General features: G+C 65.9%; 18 protein-coding genes and 1 pseudogene. 7 read left to right on the top strand and 12 right to left on the bottom strand.

The annotated features are described in order from the left end of the window. Positions 1-30 precede the first annotated feature (30 nt). On the bottom strand, positions 31-1,071 hold the full coding sequence (locus PH586_RS13980) for a fatty acid desaturase (RefSeq protein WP_271348377.1): 1,041 nt from the start codon (positions 1,069-1,071) through the stop codon (positions 31-33). Positions 1,072-1,200: 129 nt separating this feature from the next. Between PH586_RS13980 and PH586_RS13985 the strand changes: the two genes are divergently transcribed. The 3 genes from PH586_RS13985 to PH586_RS13995 all read left to right on the top strand — a co-directional run bounded on the left by PH586_RS13985 (position 1,201) and on the right by PH586_RS13995 (position 5,084). Continuing rightward, positions 1,201-2,214, top strand: a complete 1,014-nt coding sequence (locus PH586_RS13985; protein WP_271348378.1) for an AraC family transcriptional regulator — start codon at positions 1,201-1,203, stop codon at positions 2,212-2,214. Continuing rightward, positions 2,211-3,287, top strand: coding sequence for an FAD-dependent oxidoreductase (locus PH586_RS13990; protein ID WP_271348379.1), 1,077 nt, complete (start codon positions 2,211-2,213; stop codon positions 3,285-3,287). Before PH586_RS13985 ends, PH586_RS13990 begins: the two co-directional genes overlap by 4 nt. Before the next feature lie 297 nt (positions 3,288-3,584). Next, positions 3,585-5,084, top strand: coding sequence for a methyl-accepting chemotaxis protein (locus PH586_RS13995; protein ID WP_408636934.1), 1,500 nt, complete (start codon positions 3,585-3,587; stop codon positions 5,082-5,084). Here the strand turns inward: PH586_RS13995 and PH586_RS14000 are convergent. After that, the gene (locus tag PH586_RS14000) at positions 5,081-6,319 is read right to left on the bottom strand and encodes an NADH:flavin oxidoreductase/NADH oxidase family protein (protein WP_271348381.1); all 1,239 of its coding nucleotides are present in this window, start codon (positions 6,317-6,319) and stop codon (positions 5,081-5,083) included. The two genes, PH586_RS13995 and PH586_RS14000, sit on opposite strands and share 4 nt — an antisense overlap. Positions 6,320-6,397: 78 nt before the next feature. Between PH586_RS14000 and PH586_RS14005 the strand changes: the two genes are divergently transcribed. After that, positions 6,398-6,814 (top strand): MerR family transcriptional regulator, encoded by a 417-nt coding sequence (locus tag PH586_RS14005; RefSeq protein WP_271348382.1) that lies wholly within the window; start codon positions 6,398-6,400, stop codon positions 6,812-6,814. 72 nt (positions 6,815-6,886) lie between these two features. On the opposite strand, the pseudogene PH586_RS14010 reads toward PH586_RS14005, so the two are convergent. After that, positions 6,887-7,024, bottom strand: a pseudogene (locus PH586_RS14010) (chemotaxis protein); the annotation flags it as partial. 511 nt (positions 7,025-7,535) lie between these two features. Here PH586_RS14010 and PH586_RS14015 point away from each other — a divergent pair. Further along, entirely contained in the window at positions 7,536-8,849 is a 1,314-nt protein-coding gene (locus tag PH586_RS14015; protein ID WP_271348383.1) for an NAD(P)/FAD-dependent oxidoreductase, read from the top strand. Positions 8,850-9,100: 251 nt separating this feature from the next. Here PH586_RS14015 and PH586_RS14020 read toward each other — a convergent pair whose 3' ends face one another. From PH586_RS14020 to PH586_RS14040, 5 genes are all read right to left on the bottom strand, one after another. Continuing rightward, positions 9,101-9,832, bottom strand: coding sequence for a hypothetical protein (locus tag PH586_RS14020; protein WP_271348384.1), 732 nt, complete (start codon positions 9,830-9,832; stop codon positions 9,101-9,103). Positions 9,833-10,059: 227 nt separating this feature from the next. Then, positions 10,060-11,202, bottom strand: a complete 1,143-nt coding sequence (gene modC / locus PH586_RS14025) for a molybdenum ABC transporter ATP-binding protein (protein WP_271348385.1) — start codon at positions 11,200-11,202, stop codon at positions 10,060-10,062. Continuing rightward, entirely contained in the window at positions 11,199-11,882 is a 684-nt protein-coding gene (gene modB, locus PH586_RS14030; RefSeq protein ID WP_271348386.1) for a molybdate ABC transporter permease subunit, read from the bottom strand. Before modB ends, modC begins: the two co-directional genes overlap by 4 nt. 12 nt (positions 11,883-11,894) lie before the next feature. After that, positions 11,895-12,653, bottom strand: coding sequence for a molybdate ABC transporter substrate-binding protein (modA, locus tag PH586_RS14035; RefSeq protein WP_271348387.1), 759 nt, complete (start codon positions 12,651-12,653; stop codon positions 11,895-11,897). 166 nt (positions 12,654-12,819) lie between these two features. Then, positions 12,820-13,446, bottom strand: a complete 627-nt coding sequence (locus PH586_RS14040; RefSeq protein WP_271348388.1) for a class I SAM-dependent methyltransferase — start codon at positions 13,444-13,446, stop codon at positions 12,820-12,822. Positions 13,447-13,695: 249 nt separating this feature from the next. On the opposite strand from PH586_RS14040, the gene chrA reads away from it, so the two are divergent. Then, positions 13,696-15,045 carry a chromate efflux transporter gene (gene chrA / locus PH586_RS14045; protein WP_271348389.1) on the top strand — a complete coding sequence of 450 codons (1,350 nt, stop codon included), beginning with the start codon at positions 13,696-13,698 and terminating at the stop codon, positions 15,043-15,045. 13 nt (positions 15,046-15,058) lie between these two features. Next, positions 15,059-15,385, top strand: a complete 327-nt coding sequence (locus PH586_RS14050) for a rhodanese-like domain-containing protein (protein ID WP_271348390.1) — start codon at positions 15,059-15,061, stop codon at positions 15,383-15,385. Positions 15,386-15,391: 6 nt separating this feature from the next. Here PH586_RS14050 and gfa read toward each other — a convergent pair whose 3' ends face one another. The 4 genes from gfa to PH586_RS14070 all read right to left on the bottom strand — a co-directional run bounded on the left by gfa (position 15,392) and on the right by PH586_RS14070 (position 19,357). Continuing rightward, positions 15,392-15,970, bottom strand: coding sequence for an S-(hydroxymethyl)glutathione synthase (gfa, locus tag PH586_RS14055; protein WP_271348391.1), 579 nt, complete (start codon positions 15,968-15,970; stop codon positions 15,392-15,394). 99 nt (positions 15,971-16,069) lie between these two features. Further along, complete coding sequence (locus tag PH586_RS14060) at positions 16,070-17,422, bottom strand: glutamine synthetase family protein (RefSeq protein WP_271348392.1); 1,353 nt, start codon at positions 17,420-17,422, stop codon at positions 16,070-16,072. Between the two features lie 24 nt (positions 17,423-17,446). Further along, complete coding sequence (locus tag PH586_RS14065; RefSeq protein WP_271348393.1) at positions 17,447-18,004, bottom strand: helix-turn-helix domain-containing protein; 558 nt, start codon at positions 18,002-18,004, stop codon at positions 17,447-17,449. Between the two features lie 63 nt (positions 18,005-18,067). Beyond that, positions 18,068-19,357 carry an NAD(P)/FAD-dependent oxidoreductase gene (locus PH586_RS14070; RefSeq protein ID WP_271348394.1) on the bottom strand — a complete coding sequence of 430 codons (1,290 nt, stop codon included), beginning with the start codon at positions 19,355-19,357 and terminating at the stop codon, positions 18,068-18,070. Positions 19,358-19,532 lie beyond the last annotated feature (175 nt).

Raw genomic sequence — 19,532 nt, forward strand, 5'->3', positions numbered from 1 at the left:
AGGGCGCGGCCGCTGTGACCGCGCCCGCGTTCAGGCGGTCTGCGACTGCGCCGCCGGCTGTTCCTTGACCACGCGGGTCCAGCGGTTGGCCCGGGCGAAGGTGCCAAAGTCATTGAAGCGCACGCCTGCTTCGCGCATCACCCGATGGGCGAAGGGCACACTGAGCTGGCGGATATAGAAGGGCTCCTTGACCACGAAATGATGGATCGCATGGCTGCTGCCGAAGTTGCAGCAGAACGCCTGCAGCGGCCACAGCCACCAGGGGTTGAGCACCTGGGTCTGCTGGATCACGTTGCCCGCCTCGACGTCGCCGTAGTAGTGCATGTTGGAGCTGACGAAGTGCAGGCAGAAGGTGCGCAGCACGTTGGGCCCGACCAGCACCACCACGGCGATATGGACGATGTGCATGGCCGCCAGGGTGCTGGCTGACCAGGCGATCGGCGCGCCCAGGGCACTGCCGGTGAAATCGATCAGGTGGAAGCCGAGAAACACATACCAGGTGCCCCAGTTGAGCAGGGCCAGCGGCGCATAGACGCGCAGGGTGCGCCAGAGGATGGCGCGCTTGTGCGCCCAGGTCTTCGCCCGCCGCGTGCGAATCAGCGCGGCCATGACGTTGTCGCCGACCATCAGCAGGCGGGCGATACCCCAGGGTTCGCCGTTGGTGATGGCGCGCTCCTCGAGGTCCTGCTCGCTGCCCGAGACCTTGTGGTGGTTGAGGTGCAGGTGACGGCGGATCCACGGGTTGATGGTGCTCGGGCGCGCCAACCAGACCAGCGCCAGCATCAGGTTGTGTGGCACCCGGCGCTTGCGGAAATACATCGAGTGGATCAGGTCGTGCTCCAGCTCGTGGGTCAGCGAGGCGAAAAAGGCATTCAGCAGCAGGCAGGCCCACCAGGCCAGATGGCCGCCCAGGTACAGCGCCGCCGAGCCGAGCATGCCGGCCAGGGCAAAGGCCAGGATGCCGGCACCGAGGGCATCCTGATGCTTGAGCAGGGGGTAACGCTGGCGCAATTCGACGCCATGCGCCATCACCTGTTGGCGAATATGTGCCGATCGCTGTTGATCATTCATCTGGGCAACACTTGTGGGAGAAAGGGACATGCCTACATCCTCTGCTTGAACATGCTGCTACTGTGCCGCGAGAGTCGGCCAGCCGCCTGACCCTGAACGCCAACCTGTTGACCGGACACGCCAACCTGCATGACAGCCGAACCCACCACCCTGGCCAGCTGGACCCGCGCCCTGCGCAAGCAGCTCGACGCCCTGGGCCTGGACAGCGCCGCACTGTGCCGCCAGGCCGGGCTGGACCCGCGCCTGCTCGACGACCCCAATGCCCGCTGCCCGCTGTCGGCCACCACCCGCCTGTGGCAACTGGCGGTGGCGGCCAGCGGTGATCCGGCGCTGGGCTTGAAGACCTCGCAGTACGTCAGCGCCACCACCTTCCACGCCCTCGGTTACGCGCTGAACGCCAGCAGCAGCCTGCGCGAGGTGTTCGAGCGCATTGAGCGCTACCATCGGGTGGTCAGCGACGCCCTGGTGCTGGAGCTGCGCGAATGCGCCGACTGCTACGAGTTCCGCTTCCGCGTGCCGGCCGATAGCCCGCCACCGGCACCCGAGGCGCTGGATGCTTTCGCGGCGATTTACGTGCGCAGCTGCCGCAGTCGCCTGGGCCGCGCGTTCGCCCCGCTGGCGGTGTACCTGCAGCGCCCCGAACCGGCCGATCCGGCGCCCTGGCACGCGGTGTTTCGCGCGCCGCTGCACTTCGCCGCGGCGGAGAATCTGCTGCGTTTCCCGCGCGCGGCGCTGGACCAGCATCTGGACGACGGCAACCCGGAGCTGGCCGAACTCAACGAGGCGCTGCTGGAACGCAACCTCGCCCAGCTGCAGGCGGCGACCTGGGCGCAAAAGGTCCGCGCCTGCCTGACCGCACAGCTGCCGGACGGCGAACCCTCGGCCGAACGCGTGGCGCAGAGCCTGCACCTGAGCCTGCGCAGCCTGCAGCGCCATCTGGCCGACGAGCACTGCAGCTACGAGGGCCTGCTGGCCGACACCCGCCACAGCCTGGCGCTGCAGCACATGCGCGACCCGCGCTGCTCGATCAGCGAGATCGCCTACCTGCTCGGCTTCGCCGACACCAGCAGCTTCAGCCGCGCCTTCAAGCGCTGGACCGGGCAGACGCCCAGCCATTACCGCGACGGACGCAAACAGCCATGAGCCACTACGATTTAATCCTGATCGGTGCCGGCCATGCCCACCTCGGTGTATTGCGCCGCTGGGCGCGGCTCGAGCGGCCGCCTGGACGGATTGCCCTGCTCAGTGCCGGGCACGAGGCCTGGTATTCCGGGATGTTGCCGGGCCTGCTGGCCGGGCGCCACGTCGCGGCGGATTGCCGGATCGAACTGGCGCCGCTGTGCCGGGCGGCCAAGGTCGAGCTGATTATCGGCGAGGCCGAGGCGCTGTCTGCCATGCAGCGACAGGTGCAACTGAGCGATGGTCGTGGCCTGAATGCCGAGTGGCTGTCGCTGAATGTCGGTGCTCGAGTCGCCTGCCCGCCGCAACAGGGGGCAGGCATGCAGGTGCTGGCGGTCAAGCCGTTCGCCGACTTTCTCAGTGGTTGGCAGAACTGGCAGGCCGATCCGCAGCCGCTGGCAATTCTCGGTGGTGGCGCGGCCGGGGTCGAGCTGGCCCTGGCCCTGGCCAATCAGGTGCCGCAGCTGGCGCTGTTCTGCCGCGGGCCCTTGCTGGCCGGCCACTCGGCCGGCCTGCGCCTGCGCGCCCTCGGTCATCTGCACCAGCGCCGCGTGCGGGTGCGCGAAGACTGCCCGATCAGCCGCATCGACGGCGACTGCCTGATTAGCGGGGCGGCCCCGGTCTGGCGCGGCCCGCGCCTGCTCCTGGCCAGTGGCGCCCAGGCCTTGCCCTGGCTGGCGCAGAGTGGCCTGGACTGCGATGCAGCGGGCTTCGTGCAGATCGCCACGACCTTGCAAAGCCATACCCATCCGCACATTTTCGCCGTCGGCGATTGCGCCAGCCTGCCGGGTACGCGCAAGAGCGGGGTGTATTCGGTGCGTCAGGCGCCGGTGCTGGCGGCCAACCTCAACGCGGTGCTGCGTGGCTTGCCGTTGCGCGCCTATCGCCCGCAACGGCAGAGCCTGGCGTTGCTCGCCACCGGCGATGGCGGCGCCTTGCTCAGTTGGCATGACTACAGCGCCGGAGGGCAGCTGTTCGGACGCTGGAAGGATTACCTCGACCGCGGCTTTATCCAGCGCCACCGCCTTTCCGGTTAGCCGGGTGCGACCAAAGTGTCATGGCCTGGCATGACCCAGCGTGATCGAATCAACCTCCGCTGCGCGGGGTGGCCGCCTACTGCTACGGATAGTCCCGCCGCTGCCCATTCAGTGAGTAAGCAGGCGCTTCGCCGGCAGTGCGCGCAGGGCTCAGGCGCTTGAGCCGCGCGGCGCGAATAAGGACGCCGTGGGCCCTGGATTCGCAGAATAAAAACTATGAGGTCCGTCATGAGCACTGCCATTACCCGCTCTCCCACCGCCTGCGTCGTGCATGTACTCGGGCTGGTCGCCGTGATCATGACCTACCAGCTATTCCAGTTGCCTGGCTACCTGAGCATTGGCTTGTTCCTGCTGCTGGCCCTGTGGCCCTGGTTCGGTCCCTGGCGGCGCGGCGATGACACGGCGTCGACCGGCAGCGCGGCGCGCGCGGATTTCGCCAAGCTGAGCCAGGACCTGTCGCAGCACACCTGCCATAACGCCTTGTCCGCCGCCCAGGTGGCGCATGCGGTGCAGCAACTGGCCGATAAGCTGAAGTCGCAGTTGCTCGCGGTCGAACAGATCAGCCAGGGTGCCAATGCCATCACCCACACCGAGCAGGACAGTGCCCGGCGCGCCGAACAAACCCTGACGTCCGCACAGACCGTGCGCCAGAGCAGTGCCGAGGGCCAGCAGGCATTGCTCCAGGCGATTGCCCGGATGCAGCGCCTCAGCGCGCAGACCACCGCCAGTCGCGAGTTGATCGACGGCCTGAGCAGCCGCACCGAGCAGATCGAGAAGGTGACCCAGGTGATCCAGTCGATTGCCAGCCAGACCAACCTGCTGGCGCTCAATGCGGCCATCGAAGCGGCCCGCGCCGGCGAGCAGGGCCGTGGTTTCGCGGTGGTCGCCGATGAGGTGCGCAACCTCGCCGCGCGCACCGCCACGGCCACCGAGGAGGTCGGCCAGATGGTCAGCGATATCCGCCAGCAGAGTACCGCGGTAGTGGCACATATCCAGGAGCAGGCCAGTGAACTGGATCAGGCCGCCCGGCAGGTCGAGGAGACTGGCGGGCAGTTGCACGGCATCGCCGAGCTGGCCGTGGATGTGGAAAACCAGGTGGCGCAGATCAGCGCCGGCGCCGCGAGCAATCACGAGCGCCTGGCCAGCCTGTTCGTCGCCGTCGAGCAATTGCGCGGCGACGTGCATGCCAGCGAGGCGCAGACCCGTCAGCTGGGCGACGCCGCCGGGCAACTGGTCGGCCAGGCCGAGACCGTCAGCGAACAGCTCGCCGCAGTGGGCCTGGACGATTATCACCAGCGCATCTATGACCTCGCCCGCGAAGGCGCCGCGAGCATCGCCGGCCAGTTCGAGGCCGACATCCAGGCCGGCCGGGTTGGCCTCGACGACCTCTTCGACCGTCACTATCAGCCGGTTCCGGGCAGTTTTCCGGCCAAGTACAAGACCCGCTTCGACCACTACGCCGATCAGGTCTTGCCAGCGCTGCAGGAACCGCTGCTGGCGCGGCACGAAGGCCTGGTGTTTGCCATCGTCAGCACCCCGGAAGGCTATGTGCCGACCCATAACAACGCCTTCAACCACCCGCCCAGCGGCGACCGCGTGCGCGACACGGCGAAGAGCCGCAGCAAGCGCCTGTTCAACGACCGCACCGGCATCCGCTGTGGCAGCCACCAGCAACCCCTGCTGCTGCAGACCTACATGCGCGATACCGGCGAGCTGATGCACGACCTGTCCGTGCCGATTCAGGTGCAGGGCCGCCATTGGGGCGGTTTGCGCCTGGGCTACAAGCCGGAGCCCTAGAGCGGCGCGTTGCGTGCCATCAGACGCTTGTACACTCGGGTGCGCCGCGCCGCTTTCAGTTGCTCCAGCAGTAGCGCACGCAGCGGCGACACCTGTGGATTGGTGCGCTTGCCCCGGCTGAGCTGGCGCAGCTGGAACTTCACCGTGGCCATATAGGCCAGCGAAGCAAACGCCTTGTTCTTCCAGCGAATCGGCGGCAGTTCGGCGCGGGCCTCGAGCTGCCCTGTCTGCCACTGCTTAGGCAATGCAGGATCGATGGCCAAGGCCGTACCGATACCGGCCATGGCCACGCCGCTGGCCAAGACCTGCTCAACCACCGGCAGACGGCGAATACCGCCGGTGACCATGATCGGCATCTTCGCCACGGAGGCTATCTCCCCGGCAAACTCCAGAAAGTACGCCTCACGTGCCAAGGTCCGGCCATCGCGCGAATCACCCTGCATGGCCGGTGCTTCGTAGCTGCCGCCCGACAGCTCGACCAGGTCCACCGCCAGTTCATTGAGCAACTGCACCACCTGCTTGGCATCGGCCTCTGCAAAGCCGCCACGCTGGAAGTCCGCCGAGTTGAGTTTGACCGCCACACTGAAGCCTGGGGCCACCGCCGCCCGCACGGCCTTGACCACCGCCAGCAATAACCGCGCACGGTTTTCCAGCGAGCCACCCCAGCTGTCCATACGCTGATTGCTCAGCGGCGAGAGAAACTGGCTGAGCAAATAGCCGTGCGCCGCGTGAATCTGCACACCATTGAAGCCGGCTTGCTCGGCCAACTGTGCACTGCGAGCAAAGCGCTGGATCAGCTCATGAATTTGCGCCTCATCAAGCGCCTTGGGCAGCGGGAACATCTTCGACAGGCCACCCAGTTCCAGTGCAACCGCAGAGGGCGCGACAGTCTGTTGGCCGAGGTTGGCCTGCATTTGTCGCCCGGGGTGATTGAGCTGCACCCAGATCTGCGCACCCCTGGCCCGACCGATACGCGCCCAGTTGCGGAATTTATCCAGCTGCCGCTCATCCTCCAGCACCACCCCGCCAGGACCGGTCATGGCGCGGCGGTCGACCATCACATTGCCCGTCAGCAGCAAGCCGGCACCGCCTTCAGCCCAGGCCTGATAAAGCCGTAGCAGCTCAGCAGACGGCCCTTGGCTGGTGTCGGCCATGTTCTCTTCCATAGCCGCCTTGGCAATACGATTAGGGATAACGCTGCCGTTGGGCAGTTGCAGGGATTCAAACGCGCTCATGGAGAACTCCGGGGGTGGTCAATGCCGCAAGCCTAAGGTTAAAGTCAACTTTAAGGTCAATAGCCCGGAGTGAAGAGAATGAAGATTGGTGAACTGGCCGTGCGCAGCGGCTTGGCGGCTTCGCGCATCCGCTTCTACGAAGCCAGCGGGCTGATCAACGCCCAGCGCCAGGCCAACGGTTATCGCAGCTATCCGGAGCAAGCTGTGCAAACGCTGGGCATCATCAGCTGCGCGCAACAGGCCGGCTTCAGCCTGGACGAGATCCGCCGCCTGCTCCCGCAAGGCGACTCACAGGGCCTGGAACACGATGAATTGCTGGCCAGCCTGCAGCGCAAGATCGGCGAAATTGAGCTCATGCAGCAGCGCCTGGCACAGAACAAGGCGCAATTACTGGCAATCATTGCCACCATTGAAAGTAAGCCCGAAGGCATGGCTTGCAGCGAAAACGCCGGGCGCGTGCTGGCTAATATGCGCGACGCTCAACCCCGGCAATAGGTCGCGCGCTACCGTCTCTGCTGGGGAAGAAAGTTGTCAGATGGGTAAATAGTGTTGCGCTTGCCATGTACCTTAGCTTTTCAGCTGGCTGGCGAATTGCCCCACTGCATCGACCACCCGCTGAGCATCATCCTGAATTTCGAGCATGACCGAGCCCGCCTCATTGGCCAGGCTCAAGCCTTGCTCAGCCTGCACACGGCTGCTGGCCATACAGATCCGTCACCACTCTGAGCGGCTGCCTTGACGTAAAGCTGCAGAACGGCACAAAGACGAATACCAATGCATTGATTGATTAGCCATGAGTGCCGCGCATCATCGAAGCCACGCTCGGTTTGCGAGCTTCACAGCCCTCTCATTGAGCCTGCGAACGCCCTGCATGCTTGGTCCAGATCCTGAGCTGTTAGGCGTGATGGCACACAATGTTTAGTAACTGCGAACATGAAGGCATCATAAATCTTATTTAACTGGAGCACTTCACCGTGCGAGTCTCCAGGGTTATGAGCTATTCACTCCTGTATCCGGCCCTATTACTTCGCGCGGGCACATGCTGGTCACTGCGGGCCTTCTGGGCGCTCTGGCACTGCCGGCATGCGCGTCCACCAGACATCGCGTCTGCCTGAGCCTAACCAGACGATGCCGCCTAACCGGCGCACCACAAAGCCTCGGTGCTTACCAGGCTGCCTTGGGCCAATGCGCCCAATACCGAACAAGGAACACCGTAATGAACGCCGCCACCCAAGCCGTGACGCCTGCTGCCGAACGCTGCCCGTCCTATTACAGCGCCACCCTCAATGAAGAAACCGACTACCCGACCCTGCTGGGCGAGATCAGCGTCGATGTGGTGATCATCGGCGGCGGGTTTACCGGCGTAGCGTCCGCCGTGGAGCTGGCCGAGCGCGGCCTGAAAGTGGCCATCGTCGAGTCCAACAAGATTGGCTGGGGCGCCACCGGGCGCAACGGCGGTCAGGTCACCGGCAGCCTGTCCGGCGATGCCGCCATGAGCAAGCAAATGCGCAACACTCTTGGCGAAGAGGTAGAGGACTTTATCTGGCACCTGCGCTGGCGCGGCCACGCCATCATCAAGCAGCGCGTGGAAAAGTACGGGATCAACTGCGACCTCAAGCACGGCCACCTGCATGCGGCGATGAAGCCCGTGCACATGCACGAGTTGGAAGCCACCTACGCCGAAGCCGTACGCCGCGGCATGGCTAACGATGTGACCCTGCTTGACCGCGACGGCGTGCGCAGCCATCTGGCCAGCGACCTGTACAACGGCGCGCTGAAGAACACCCGCAATATGCACCTGCACCCGCTCAACCTGTGCATCGGTGAAGCCAAGGCCGCCGCCAGCCTGGGCGCGCTGATCTTTGAGCACTCCGAAGTATTGGAGATTGTTCACGGTGACAAACCGGCGGTGGTTACCGCACAAGGCCGGATCAATGCCAAACAGGTGCTGCTGGCCGGCGACGTGTACCACAAGCTAGAGCCGAAAAAGCTCAAGGGCATGATCTTCCCGGCCATGGGCGGCATCGTCACCACCGCGCCACTTGGCGAGCTGGCCGAGCAGCTCAATCCCCAGGATCTGGCCGTCTACGACTGCCGTTTCGTCCTCGACTACTATCGCCTGACCGCCGACAAGCGCCTGCTGTTCGGGGGTGGCTGCAACTACTCGGGTCGTGACTCGCGCGACATCGCCGCCGAATTGCGCCCCGGCATCGAAAGCACCTTCCCGCAGCTCCAGGGCGTCGGCATCGACTTCCAGTGGAGCTGCGCCATGGGCATCGTGATCAACCGTATCCCGCAACTGGGCAAACTCTCGGACAACGTCTGGTACTGCCAGGGCTACTCCGGCCACGGCATCGCTACCACCCATATCATGGGCGAAATCATGGCCAACGCCCTGACTGGCACCCTCGGCCATTACGACACCTTCGCCGCCTGCAAGCACATCAAGGTGCCGCTCGGCGATCTGTTCGGCAATCCGATGCTGGCCGCCGGCATGTGGTACTACCGGATGCTGGAGACGCTGCGCTAATTGCTTGGTGTGGGGAGGGTGGACAACGCCCTAGGCGCGAGGCCACCTGAGCTGGGCTTGCCGGGGGATTGTCAGCATCAGCGCCAGTTGTTCCTGAGCCAGATGGAACGCCCGCGGCGACGTGCTCGGTGATAAGCCGCATTCGGTGCGCCCGACGCGTTTCGCTGACTCCTTTCGGCTATCGATGCGACGGGTGGGCTAGGCGGCAATCCGCTTTAGCCCATCAGTCGACTGGCGATCCCGCGGGTTCACTATATTGCCATCCACTGCGCAGTCAGCGAGCGGGTATGGCGATACACCGTCATGGGGGCGAAGGCCCGGCCGGAGACGCTTTGCAGGGCGCTGCTCTGGCTGTTGAGGTCGTTTAGCGCGGCTTTCAGGTATTCCCAGCGGACTTTCAGCTTGCTCAAGTCGGTGGCATCCAGGGTGGCCAGTTCGGCATCGATGGCGGGTACCAGCTTGCGCTCGTCCTGGCCCAGGTAGTTATCGGTCTGTTCACGGGCGATTTCGAAGTTGCCCAGATAGGCGCGGCTCAGGTACTGCACGGAGAGGTATTCGAGTTTGGCGGCCAGTTCGCTGTCGCCCTCTGGCGACAGCTGACGGGTCTCGTGGAGTACGCCCAGCAGCGCCTTGCTCAGCTCTTCCGGGTAGCGCCAGGGCAAGTCTGCTTCGTTGGGGCCAAAGGCCACGCCACGCCGGATCTGCAGGACCAGTTCCTGGTGTGCACTGCGCAGGGCATCGCTGCCTTGCGGCAGGCTTTGCACCGCGCCGGCCAATGCTTGCAGGTCGGCTTCGAGGGTGCTCAGGTGTTTCTTCTGGAAACCTTCGCCGCGTAACAGCATCAGGCTGCTGGTCGCCCGGCTGGCCTGAACCTGGACCTGTTCCTGCTGGCTTGCTGCCGTGGCGAAAGCCAGGGGTGCGAGGCCGGCGAGGGCCGCGCTCAGGCAGAGGAAAATGTGACGTAAGAACGGCGTGTTGCGCATTCCGGGGTGCTCCTTGTTATTTTTTTGAGCAATGCGGAGACAGAGGGGCATATCCATCAACGCCATGAGATTACTGCGCCTGCGGCGTGCAAGCATGCCTCGAAAGAGTGATTTCGTCGGAAATATGCCGTCAAGGATTGGCAGCACGCGCCGGCACAGGTTATCGGCCCGAGCCGAGAGAGGGCGTTCGTTTCGGCGCACAGCGATCTGCGAGTGGGCCGCTGCGCTCAATCGGACGCCAGCAGCGAGACGGATTTGACCTGTACCCACAGCGCCTGCTGGGCATGGATACCCAGTTTGTCGAAGGAGTAGCGGGTGATGCGGGCGATCATCCGCTCATCGCCGACCCGCAGGCTGACCAGTATCTGCGCCTGATTCGCCAGGGTCAGCCAGTGTTCGACCCTGGCCGGCAGCAGGTTGAGCAGGCTGGTGTCCCGGGCCTGATGCAGGCTCAGGCTGACATCCCGCGCCTTGAGCTTGACCCGCACCGGCTTGCCCGTGGCCAGGGGCGCATGGGTCAGTTGCAGCACGGCGTCGGTGCCGCTCAGGCGGATGCTCAGCAGTCGATAGTCCGGATCGTAGTGGCTGACGCTGCCGTCGACCACGGCCTCGGCATCCTCCTCGAACAGGAAGGGCAGATCGGGCCTCAGCAGGGTTTCCTTCAGGGGACCGCTGGCCTGCACCCGGCCTTCTTCGAGTACCACCAGGTGATCGGCCAGGCGCGCGACTTCGTCGGGCGAATGGCTGACGTAGAGGATCGGGATGTCCAGCTCTGCGTGCAGGCGTTCCAGGTAGGGCAGCACCTCCAGCTTGCGCTTGAGGTCGAGCGAGGCCAGCGGTTCATCCAGCAGCAGCAGCCGTGGGCTGGTCAGCAGGGCACGGGCGATGGCCACCCGCTGGCGTTCGCCGCCGGAGAGGTTCTCCGGCATGCGCTGCAGCAGATGGCCGATGCCGAGCAGTTCGACCGCCTGTTCCAGCGGCACCCGCCGGCTGTGGGCGGGGATGCGTTTGTGGCCGAACTCCAGGTTGCGCCGCACCGACAGGTGGGCGAACAGGTTGGCGTCCTGGAACACATAACCCAGGGCGCGCCGGTGCGGCGCGACGAACTGGCCCGTTGCGCTGTCCTGCCACAGCTCGCCATTGACCTGCAGGTAAGCGTCGGGGGCCTGGTCGAGGCCGGCGAAGCAGCGCAGGCAGCTGGTCTTGCCCGAACCCGAGTGGCCGAACAGCGCGCTGATGCCGCGGCCGGGCAGGCTCAGGTCGACATCCAGGACAAAGCCCGGGCGCTCGATCTTGAAGCGGGCGCGGATCAGGTTCTGCTCCTTGTGGGGCGGCGCCAGCGGCTTGCCGCCGAACAGTCTGTCGATCATTGCCAGCCCTGCCTGCCGCGGCGGCGGCTCGAGTAGAGCGCGAGCAAGACGATGAAGGAGAACGCCAGCATGCCGCCGGCCAGCCAGTGGGCCTGAGCGTACTCCAGGGTTTCCACATGATTGTAGATCTGCACCGAAGCCACCTGGGTCTTGCCGGGGATATTGCCGCCGATCATCAGCACCACGCCGAACTCGCCCACGGTGTGGGCGAAGCCGAGGATGGCCGCGGTCATGAAGCCGGGTTTGGCCAGTGGCAGGACCACCGTGCAGAACGCATCCCAGGGATTGGCGCGCAGTGTGGCCGCCGCCTCCAACGGTGCGCGGCCGATGGCCTCGAAGGCGTTCTGCAGCGGTTGCACGACGAAGGGCAGCGAATAGAACACCGAGCCGATCACCAGCCCGGTGAAGGTGAAGGTCAGGGTGCCGAGGCCGAGACTCTGGGTCAGCTGACCGATATAGCCATGCGGGCCCATGCTCACCAGCAGGTAAAAACCGATCACCGTCGGCGGCAGCACCAGCGGCAGGGCGACGATGGCGCCGAGCGGCTGCTTCAGCCAGGAGTTGGTCTGCGCCAGCCACCAGGCGATGGGGGTGCCGATCAGCAACAGCAGCACGGTGGTCAGCGAGGCCAGCTGCAGGCTCAGCAGGACGGCGTTGAAATCGGCTTGGGTGAGGGGCATGGCGGCGAACCCTTAGAGTTGGTAGCCGAAGGACTGAATGATGGCCGCCGCTTGCGGGCCTTGCAGGTACTCGATCAGGGCGCTGGCCGCGGGGTTATGCTCGCCCTTCTTGAGCAGCAGCGCGTCCTGCTTGATCGGTCCATGCAGGTCATCCGGCACTACCCAGGCCGAGCCGCGGCTCAGCCGGCCGCCCTGGTACACCTGCGACAGGGCGACGAAGCCCAGTTCGGCATTGCCGGTCGAGACGAACTGCAGCGTCTGGGTAATGCTCTGGCCTTCGACCAGCTTGCTCTGCAGCGCGGCGCTCAAGCCGAGTTTAGCCAGCACCTGACTTGCGGCCAGGCCGTAGGGTGCGGCTTTCGGGTTGGCAATGGCCAGGTGCTGGAACTGGTTCGCCTTGAGCACCGCGGCGCTGCCGTCGAGGTAGTCGGCCCTGGCCGACCACAGCACCAGGCGGCCAATCGCATAGGTGAAGCGCGAGCCGGCAACCCCAAGCCCCGCGCTTTCCAGCTTGGCCGGGGTGCTGGCGTCGGCGGCGAGGAACACCTCGAAGGGCGCACCATGTTCAATCTGCGCATACAGCTGGCCGGTGGCACCGAAGGCGGCCACCAGCGTGTGGCCGGTCGCTTTGGCAAACGCGGGGGCAATCGCCTGAATCGGCGCGGTGAAGTTGGCGGCCACGGCCACCTGCACTTGCCCGGCCAGCGCGCTGGCGCTGAGCGCCAGGCCGGCGAACAGCGCCAGGCAGCTATGAGGGACAGGATTAGTCATCGTATGGCTCTTTGAACCTTGGGTGGCGGGCAACGCCTGGGCACTTTAGCGTGCGCCTAGCGCTATATACAGAGAAATATAGCGCTAGGTGCCACTGGGCCACAGCAGCGGTCTGTGGCCAGCCATTGCCCGCGCCGCCGCTGTGCGGCAGCAGCTGGCGCGCCGTTCAGCCGCGGCGCCAGACACTGGCCAGCCAGGGCTGCTGCGCGCGGGGCAAGCCGGGCGGCCGGTAGTAGTGCTGCAGCTCGACGAAACCGGCGTTGCCGAGCAGGATTCGCCAGTTGGCCAGGTCGTAGTAGGCGCCGTAGCGGTCGCCGTTCCAGCCTTCCTGGTTGTCCCCGCGCGGGTTGGAACTGAGCAGCACCCCGCCCGGCTTGAGTGCGCCATGCAGCTGAGCCAGCACCCGTGGCAGTGCCTGGCTGGGGATATGGAACAGCACGGCGTTGGCGAAGATGCCGTCGAACTGTGCGGCGGGCAGGTCGAGGGCGAGGAAGTCCTGCAGCCAGACCTCGCAGCCGCTGTCGGCACGGGCCATCTCGACGAAGCGCGGGCAGCCGTCCAGGCCGATGGCCGTGTGGCCCAGGGCCTTGAAGGTGCGCAGGTCGCGACCCGGGCCGCAGCCGAAATCGAGGATCCGGTAGGGCTGCTCGGCCTGGATAGCGCCGAGCAGGGCGGCGATGTTCTGGCTGACATCGTGATCGCGGGTGCCTTCGCGGAATTCTTCGGCGCACTGCTGATAATGCTGCAGGGTGAGCGCGCTGATCCGGGCAAGTTCGTCGGCAGTCAGGGGCATCGGGGCAAACCTTGGACAAAATCAAAGCACCATTAAAACCGATCTGCCGGTGTGCGGTCTTGGCCTGTGGCGCAAACGCCGGTTGATGAGGGGCGCGAGCACAACCGCTTGCGGGCGAGCATCGGCACGGCGCTGGATGGGTAAATTCGCTGGCGGTTGCTACGCTGCAGCTGCTGCTGAGCAGCATCAGTCCTTCGGCGCTGCGCGTTATAGTGCTGCAGCCGTTTAACCCGAGTGGATACGCCGCCGATGCCTACGCCGCCAGCCGAGCACGACACCCCGCCAACCGTCAGCCTGTTCGAGGCCTGGTGGTTCTGGCTCAAGCTCGGCCTGATCAGCTTCGGCGGCCCGGCCGGGCAGATTGCGATCATGCACCAGGAGTTGGTCGAGAAGCGCCGCTGGCTGTCCGAACGGCGCTTTCTGCATGCGCTGAACTACTGCATGCTGCTGCCCGGGCCGGAGGCGCAGCAGCTGGCCACCTACATCGGCTGGCTGATGCACCGCACCTGGGGCGGGGTGATTGCCGGGGGGCTGTTCGTGCTGCCGTCGCTGTTCATCCTGATCGGCCTGTCCTGGCTGTATATCGCCTTCGGCGACGTGCCGCTGGTGGCGGGGATCTTCTACGGGATCAAGCCGGCGGTCACCGCCATCGTCATGCAGGCCGCCTGGCGCATTGGCTCGCGGGCGCTGCAGAACAACTGGCTGTGGGCCATCGCCGCGGCGTCCTTCGTCGCCATTTTCGCCCTCAACGTGCCCTTCCCGCTGATCGTGCTCGGCGCGGCGCTGCTGGGCTATCTTGGCGGCCGGCTGTTGCCGGAGCAATTCAGTCTCGGCGGCGGCCATGGCGCTACGGCGAAATCCTTCGGTCCGGCGCTGATCGACGACAACACCCCGACACCCGCCCATGCGCGCTTTCGCGCCTCGCGGCTGGCCCTGATCGGCGCCGCCGGTGCCCTGCTCTGGCTGCTGCCCATGGGCCTGCTGACCTGGTTGTACGGCTGGGAAGGCACCCTGACGCAGATGGGCTGGTTCTTCACCAAGGCGGCGTTGCTCACCTTCGGCGGCGCCTATGCGGTGCTGCCCTACGTCTACCAGGGCGCCATCGGCCATTACGCCTGGCTGACGCCGACCCAGATGATCGACGGCCTGGCGCTGGGCGAGACCACGCCGGGACCGCTGATCATGGTGGTGGCCTTTGTCGCTTTCGTCGGCGCCTATGTGCAGCAGGTGTTCGGCCCTGAGCAGCTGTTTATCGCCGGCGCCCTGGCGGCGACCTTGGTCACCTGGTTCACCTTCCTGCCGTCGTTCCTGTTCATTCTCGCCGGCGGGCCGCTGGTGGAGTCGACCCACGGCGAGCTGAAGTTCACCGCACCGCTGACCGGCATCACTGCCGCCGTGGTGGGGGTGATCCTCAACCTGGCGCTATTCTTCGGTTACCACGTGCTCTGGCCTGAGGGTTTCAGGGGGCGTTTCGACTGGCCCTCGGCGCTGATTGCCCTGGCGGCGGCGCTGGCGCTGTTCAAGTTCAAGCGCGGGGTGATCGAGGTGATCGCTGCCTGCGCGCTGCTGGGCTTGCTGGTGCATATGTGGCTGAATTGAGCGGAGGTACGCGATGAATCGAATTTCGCTTTGCGAACTGGCGGAATGGCAAGTGGCCGGCCGGCAGTTCACCTTGTTGGATGTGCGGCGCGCCTCTGCCCGCCAGGCGGATGCCGCGACCATCGGCGGGGCGCAGTGGTTCGAGCCGGAAGCCGTGTTGAGCTGGAAAGACCAGGTTCCTCGGGATCGCCCGGTCATCCTGTTCTGCGCCCAAGGCCATGAAATCAGTCAGGGCATTGCCGCCACCCTCATGGCCATGGGGCTCGATGCGCGCTACCTGATCGATGGTTTCGCCGGCTGGCAGCGCGCCGGTCAACCGACCCAGCCGCTGCCGGGCTGAGTCGGCTCAGGTCTTGAGCACACCCGAAGCCTTGGCCGTGTGCGTGGCGATGGCATCCATCAGCGCCGGCGACAGGCAGTCGTAGGGCTCCAGGCCCAGTGCCCGCAAACGCGCCCGTACCGCATCCATCTGGGCCGGATCGGCACCGGCTTCGATAATCGAGGAGACGAAGGCGGCAAACTGCGGTGCCGACCAGCCCTGCTCCGACGACAGCTCGGTGTGAATGAAGTCGAGCCCGTAGAAGGGGTGGTCGCGGTTTTCGATGCGGCCGAACATGTGCACACCGCACTGGCTGCAGGCATGCCGCTGGATGGTTGCCTTGGGGTCGACCACCGCCAGCTTTTCGGCGTTGTCGGTGACCGTCAGCTTGTCGCGCGGCACCACCGCCACCATGGAGAACAGCGCGCCCGCAGGCTTCCAGCATTTGCTGCAGCCACAGGCGTGATTGTGCGCCGACTGGGCGTCGACCCTGACCCGTACGGGCTTGTCGGTGCAATGGCAGACCAGGGTGCCGCCGCTGAAGTGTTCCGCGGTTGGCTGGATACCGTTGTCCACCGCCGGATGAATCGCGATTGTGTTGGCCATGTTCCACCTCCCTTGTTGATTCATCGAGAATAGATCAACAGCCGGCGCCGCAAGGCCCCGCCCGGGGGCCGCCGACCAAAGGAGGCGGGGCCGGCCGCTTCAGAGAAACCAGCGGTACTCCCGCGCGCTCAGTTCATGCATAAAGGCCAGGTGGTCCTGACGCTTGTTCTCGCAGTAGACCATGACGAACTCGCTGCCCAGGCCCTGGTTGACCACCGGGTGATCGCGCATCGCCGCCACCGCGCTAAGCATGTCCTGGGGGAAGTCGATGCCGCTCTGGCGATCCTGGTTGAGCGGGGCGATGGGCTCGCGCTGGGCATCCAGGCCGTGCTCCATGCCGCTGAGGATCGCCGCCAGCACCAGATAGGGGTTGGCGTCGGCGCCCGCCAGGCGGTGCTCGATGCGCAGGTTGCGGCCGTCCGACTCGGGGATGCGGATGCACGCGTCGCGGTCTTCGTATCCCCAGCTGGCACGGCTGGCGGCGTTGACCATGGCGCCATAGCGGCGGTAGGCGTTGTGGTTGGCGGCGAAGATCGGCATGCAGTGCGGCAGCAGTTCCAGGCAGCCGGCCACGGCATGGCGCAGCGGGCGTTGCTGGTCGGCCGCCAGCAGGTTGTTGCCGGCGGCGTCGTACAGGCTGACATGCACATGCATGCCGCTGCCCGGCGCCTGCAGGTAGGGCTTGCTCATGAAGCTGGCGCGGTGGCCGTGCTTGAGCGCCACGCCGCGGGTGCTGCGGCAGAACAGGGCGGCCCAGTCGGCGGCGCGCAGGCCGTCGTCGCAGTGGCCGAAGTTGATCTCGAACTGGCCGGGGCCGAGTTCGGCGGTGATCACGTTGGCGTCCACCCCCTGCTCGTTGGCCGCCTCGACGATCTCGTGCAGTACATCGGAGAAGCGCGACAGGCGCTCGATGTGCATGTTCGGCTGGTCGTCGGCATCGCCGCACAGCGGGTCGCGCGGAAACTGCGGCAGGCCATCCTTGAGTGCGCGGTCGAACAGGTAGAACTCCAGTTCAAAGGCCACCACCGGGTGGATGCCGCGCTTGGCCAGGCGCTCAAGCACTTGCGTCAGCACCTCGCGCGGCTCGAACTCGATGGGCGCGGCGGTGCCATCGGAGCTGATCAGCATCTGCCCCAGCGGCTGGTTCTCCCAGCGTACCGGTTTCAGCGTACCGGGGATCAGCCGGCGCGGCGCATCCGGGTCGCCGTCGTTGAAGCAGTAGTCGCCGATCGGGTGCAGGCCGCCCTGGGCACCGAGCAGGACGCAGTTCTGCGGGATCTTCAGCGGGCTACCGGCGGCGACCTTTTCCAGCATCTCGACGGGGTAGCGCTTGCCATAGAAATGCCCGGGAATGTCCAGGCTGATGAGGTCGACGTAGCGCACGGCGGGGTGCTGGGCGCGGAAGGCGCGGACTTCGCTGAGTAGGTCGGGGAAACTATTGGTTGTGGTCATGACGAGGATCCTGCGCGCTGGGGGTTATTTGAAAACCCAAAGCACGCGCGTGGGTTGGTCGGTGAGGTTGGCGTAGCGAAACTGGCTATGCGGCGGTAGCTGGAAGCTGTCGTTGGGCCCCAGGGTCACGGCTTGCGGGTCCTCGCCCAGCCAGATGCTCAACTCGCCTTCGAGGACGAAACCACCCTGTTCGGAGCTGTCGTCCAGGTGCCCTTCGCCGCTGCTGGCGCCTGGGGCGAGGTGGCTTTCGAGCATGGAGAAGCCCGCCGACATGCTCGGTGACGCCAGCACGTCGGTGATGCCGCCGGCGTAATACAGGGTGCGCCGCTCGCCGGGGCGGGTCACCCAGGGCAGCGCGCGCGGCTTGCTCAGGCTGTAGAAATAGGTGGTGGGCACGCCCAGGGTCTCGCTGATCGCGGTGAGGTCGGCCACGGTGGGGCGCGACAGGCCGCGCTCGACCTGGGAGAGGAAGCCCACCGAACGGCCGATGCGCTCGGCCAGTTCGCCGAGGGTGAGGTTCTTGTGCTTGCGCAGGTCGCGAATCAGGATCGCCAGGCCTTCGATTTCGTCGTGCATGTCCATGGTGAGTTCCTCTGAGGCGGTGGTCGGGTGCTGGCGCTTGTTTGATCCATCGGCCTACGGGTATCAGACGCTATCGCGCAGCCGGTACCAGGCCTTGCCCAGCGCCTCCAGCGGCGCGGCCAGGCGTGCGCCGCCGGGGAAGCGCGGGTTGTTAATGGCCTGGTACAAGGTCAGCAGATCATCGTTGCCGAGGATCGCATCGCTCACCGCGCGGGCGCCGGCCAGGGTCGGCAGCACGCCATGGCCGGAGAACCCTTGCAGCCAGTAGCGCTGACCCAGGCGGCCGATATCCGGGGTGCGCTTCATGCTGACGTCGATATGCCCGCCCCAGGCGAACTCCAGGGCGACCCCGCGCAGTTGCGGAAATACCCGCTCCAGATAGGGGCGGGTGGCGGCGGCGACGTCCTTGGGGATGCCGCCCAGGTAAGTGCAGCCGCCACCGAACAGCAGGCGCTGGTCCGGGGTCAGGCGGAAGTAATCGGGGACGAACTGGTTGTCGATCACGCAGCTGTTGCGCGGCAGCAGCGAGTGGGCCAGGGCTGGATCGAGCGGCGCGGTGGCGACCTGATAGGACCCGACCGGCAGCAGCCGGCTGGCCAGCTGAGGATCCAGCCCATCGATGTAGGCGTTGCAGGCCAGCACCAGCACATCACTGCAGACTTCGCCCTGCTCGGTGCGGGCGACAAAGCCGGCGCTGGTGGCGTGGTAACCCAGCACCTGGCTCTGCTCGAAGATCTGCCCGCCGGCCTGCTCGATGGCACTGGCCAGGCCCTGGGCCAGTTTCAGCGGGTTGAGGTGGGCGGCCTCGGGATCGTAGAGCGCGGCCAGGTAGCGCGGGCTGGCGATCCACTCGGGTAGTTCCTCGCCCTCGATAAAGCGCAGGTGTGGGTAGCCCCACTTCGTCACGGCGTCGTGCTGCGCCTCCTGCAGTTGCGCGACGCGCCGCTGTTGCACTGCGGTCCACAGGCTGCCGACCCGGTAATCGACGTCGAAGCCATGCCGCCCGGGCAGTTCGCGCAGCTCCGCGGCGGCCCAGCGCATGCTGTCCCACAGGCGGCGGGCGCGTTCCAGGCCGAGGGCCTGTTCCAGCGGCGGCATGTCGCAGGACCAGCCGAGCAAGGCCTGGCCACCATTGCGCCCGGAGGCAGCCCAGGCCACCCGGCTGGCTTCCAGCAGGATCACCCGCTTGCCGGCCAGGGCCAGGCGCAACGCCGTGTGCAGGCCGCTGAAACCGGCGCCGATGATCAGTACGTCGCAGTTCAGGCGCTCCTGCAGGGTTGGCCGCAAGGCAATAGGGCCAGGGTAGGTACGGGCGTAGAAACTGGCGACATGCTGGGCGGATTGTTTGAACACGGCGCGCCTCATGAAATTAGGTAAATAAATTTCATGAAAAAATACACTATTTATTTCACGTGGCCAAGCCCTGGCCGCGGGTGCGAGCCCGCTAGCCGGGGCTAATGGGGCGTCGGTCCTGGCCATGGGCCAGGCCGAAGGGTATTTGGCCGCGCCTGGGCAGGCGCGGGGGCTC

The sequence above is a fragment of the Pseudomonas aestuarii genome (assembly GCF_027988105.1).
GTDB classification, from domain to species: Bacteria; Pseudomonadota; Gammaproteobacteria; order Pseudomonadales; family Pseudomonadaceae; genus Aquipseudomonas; species Aquipseudomonas aestuarii.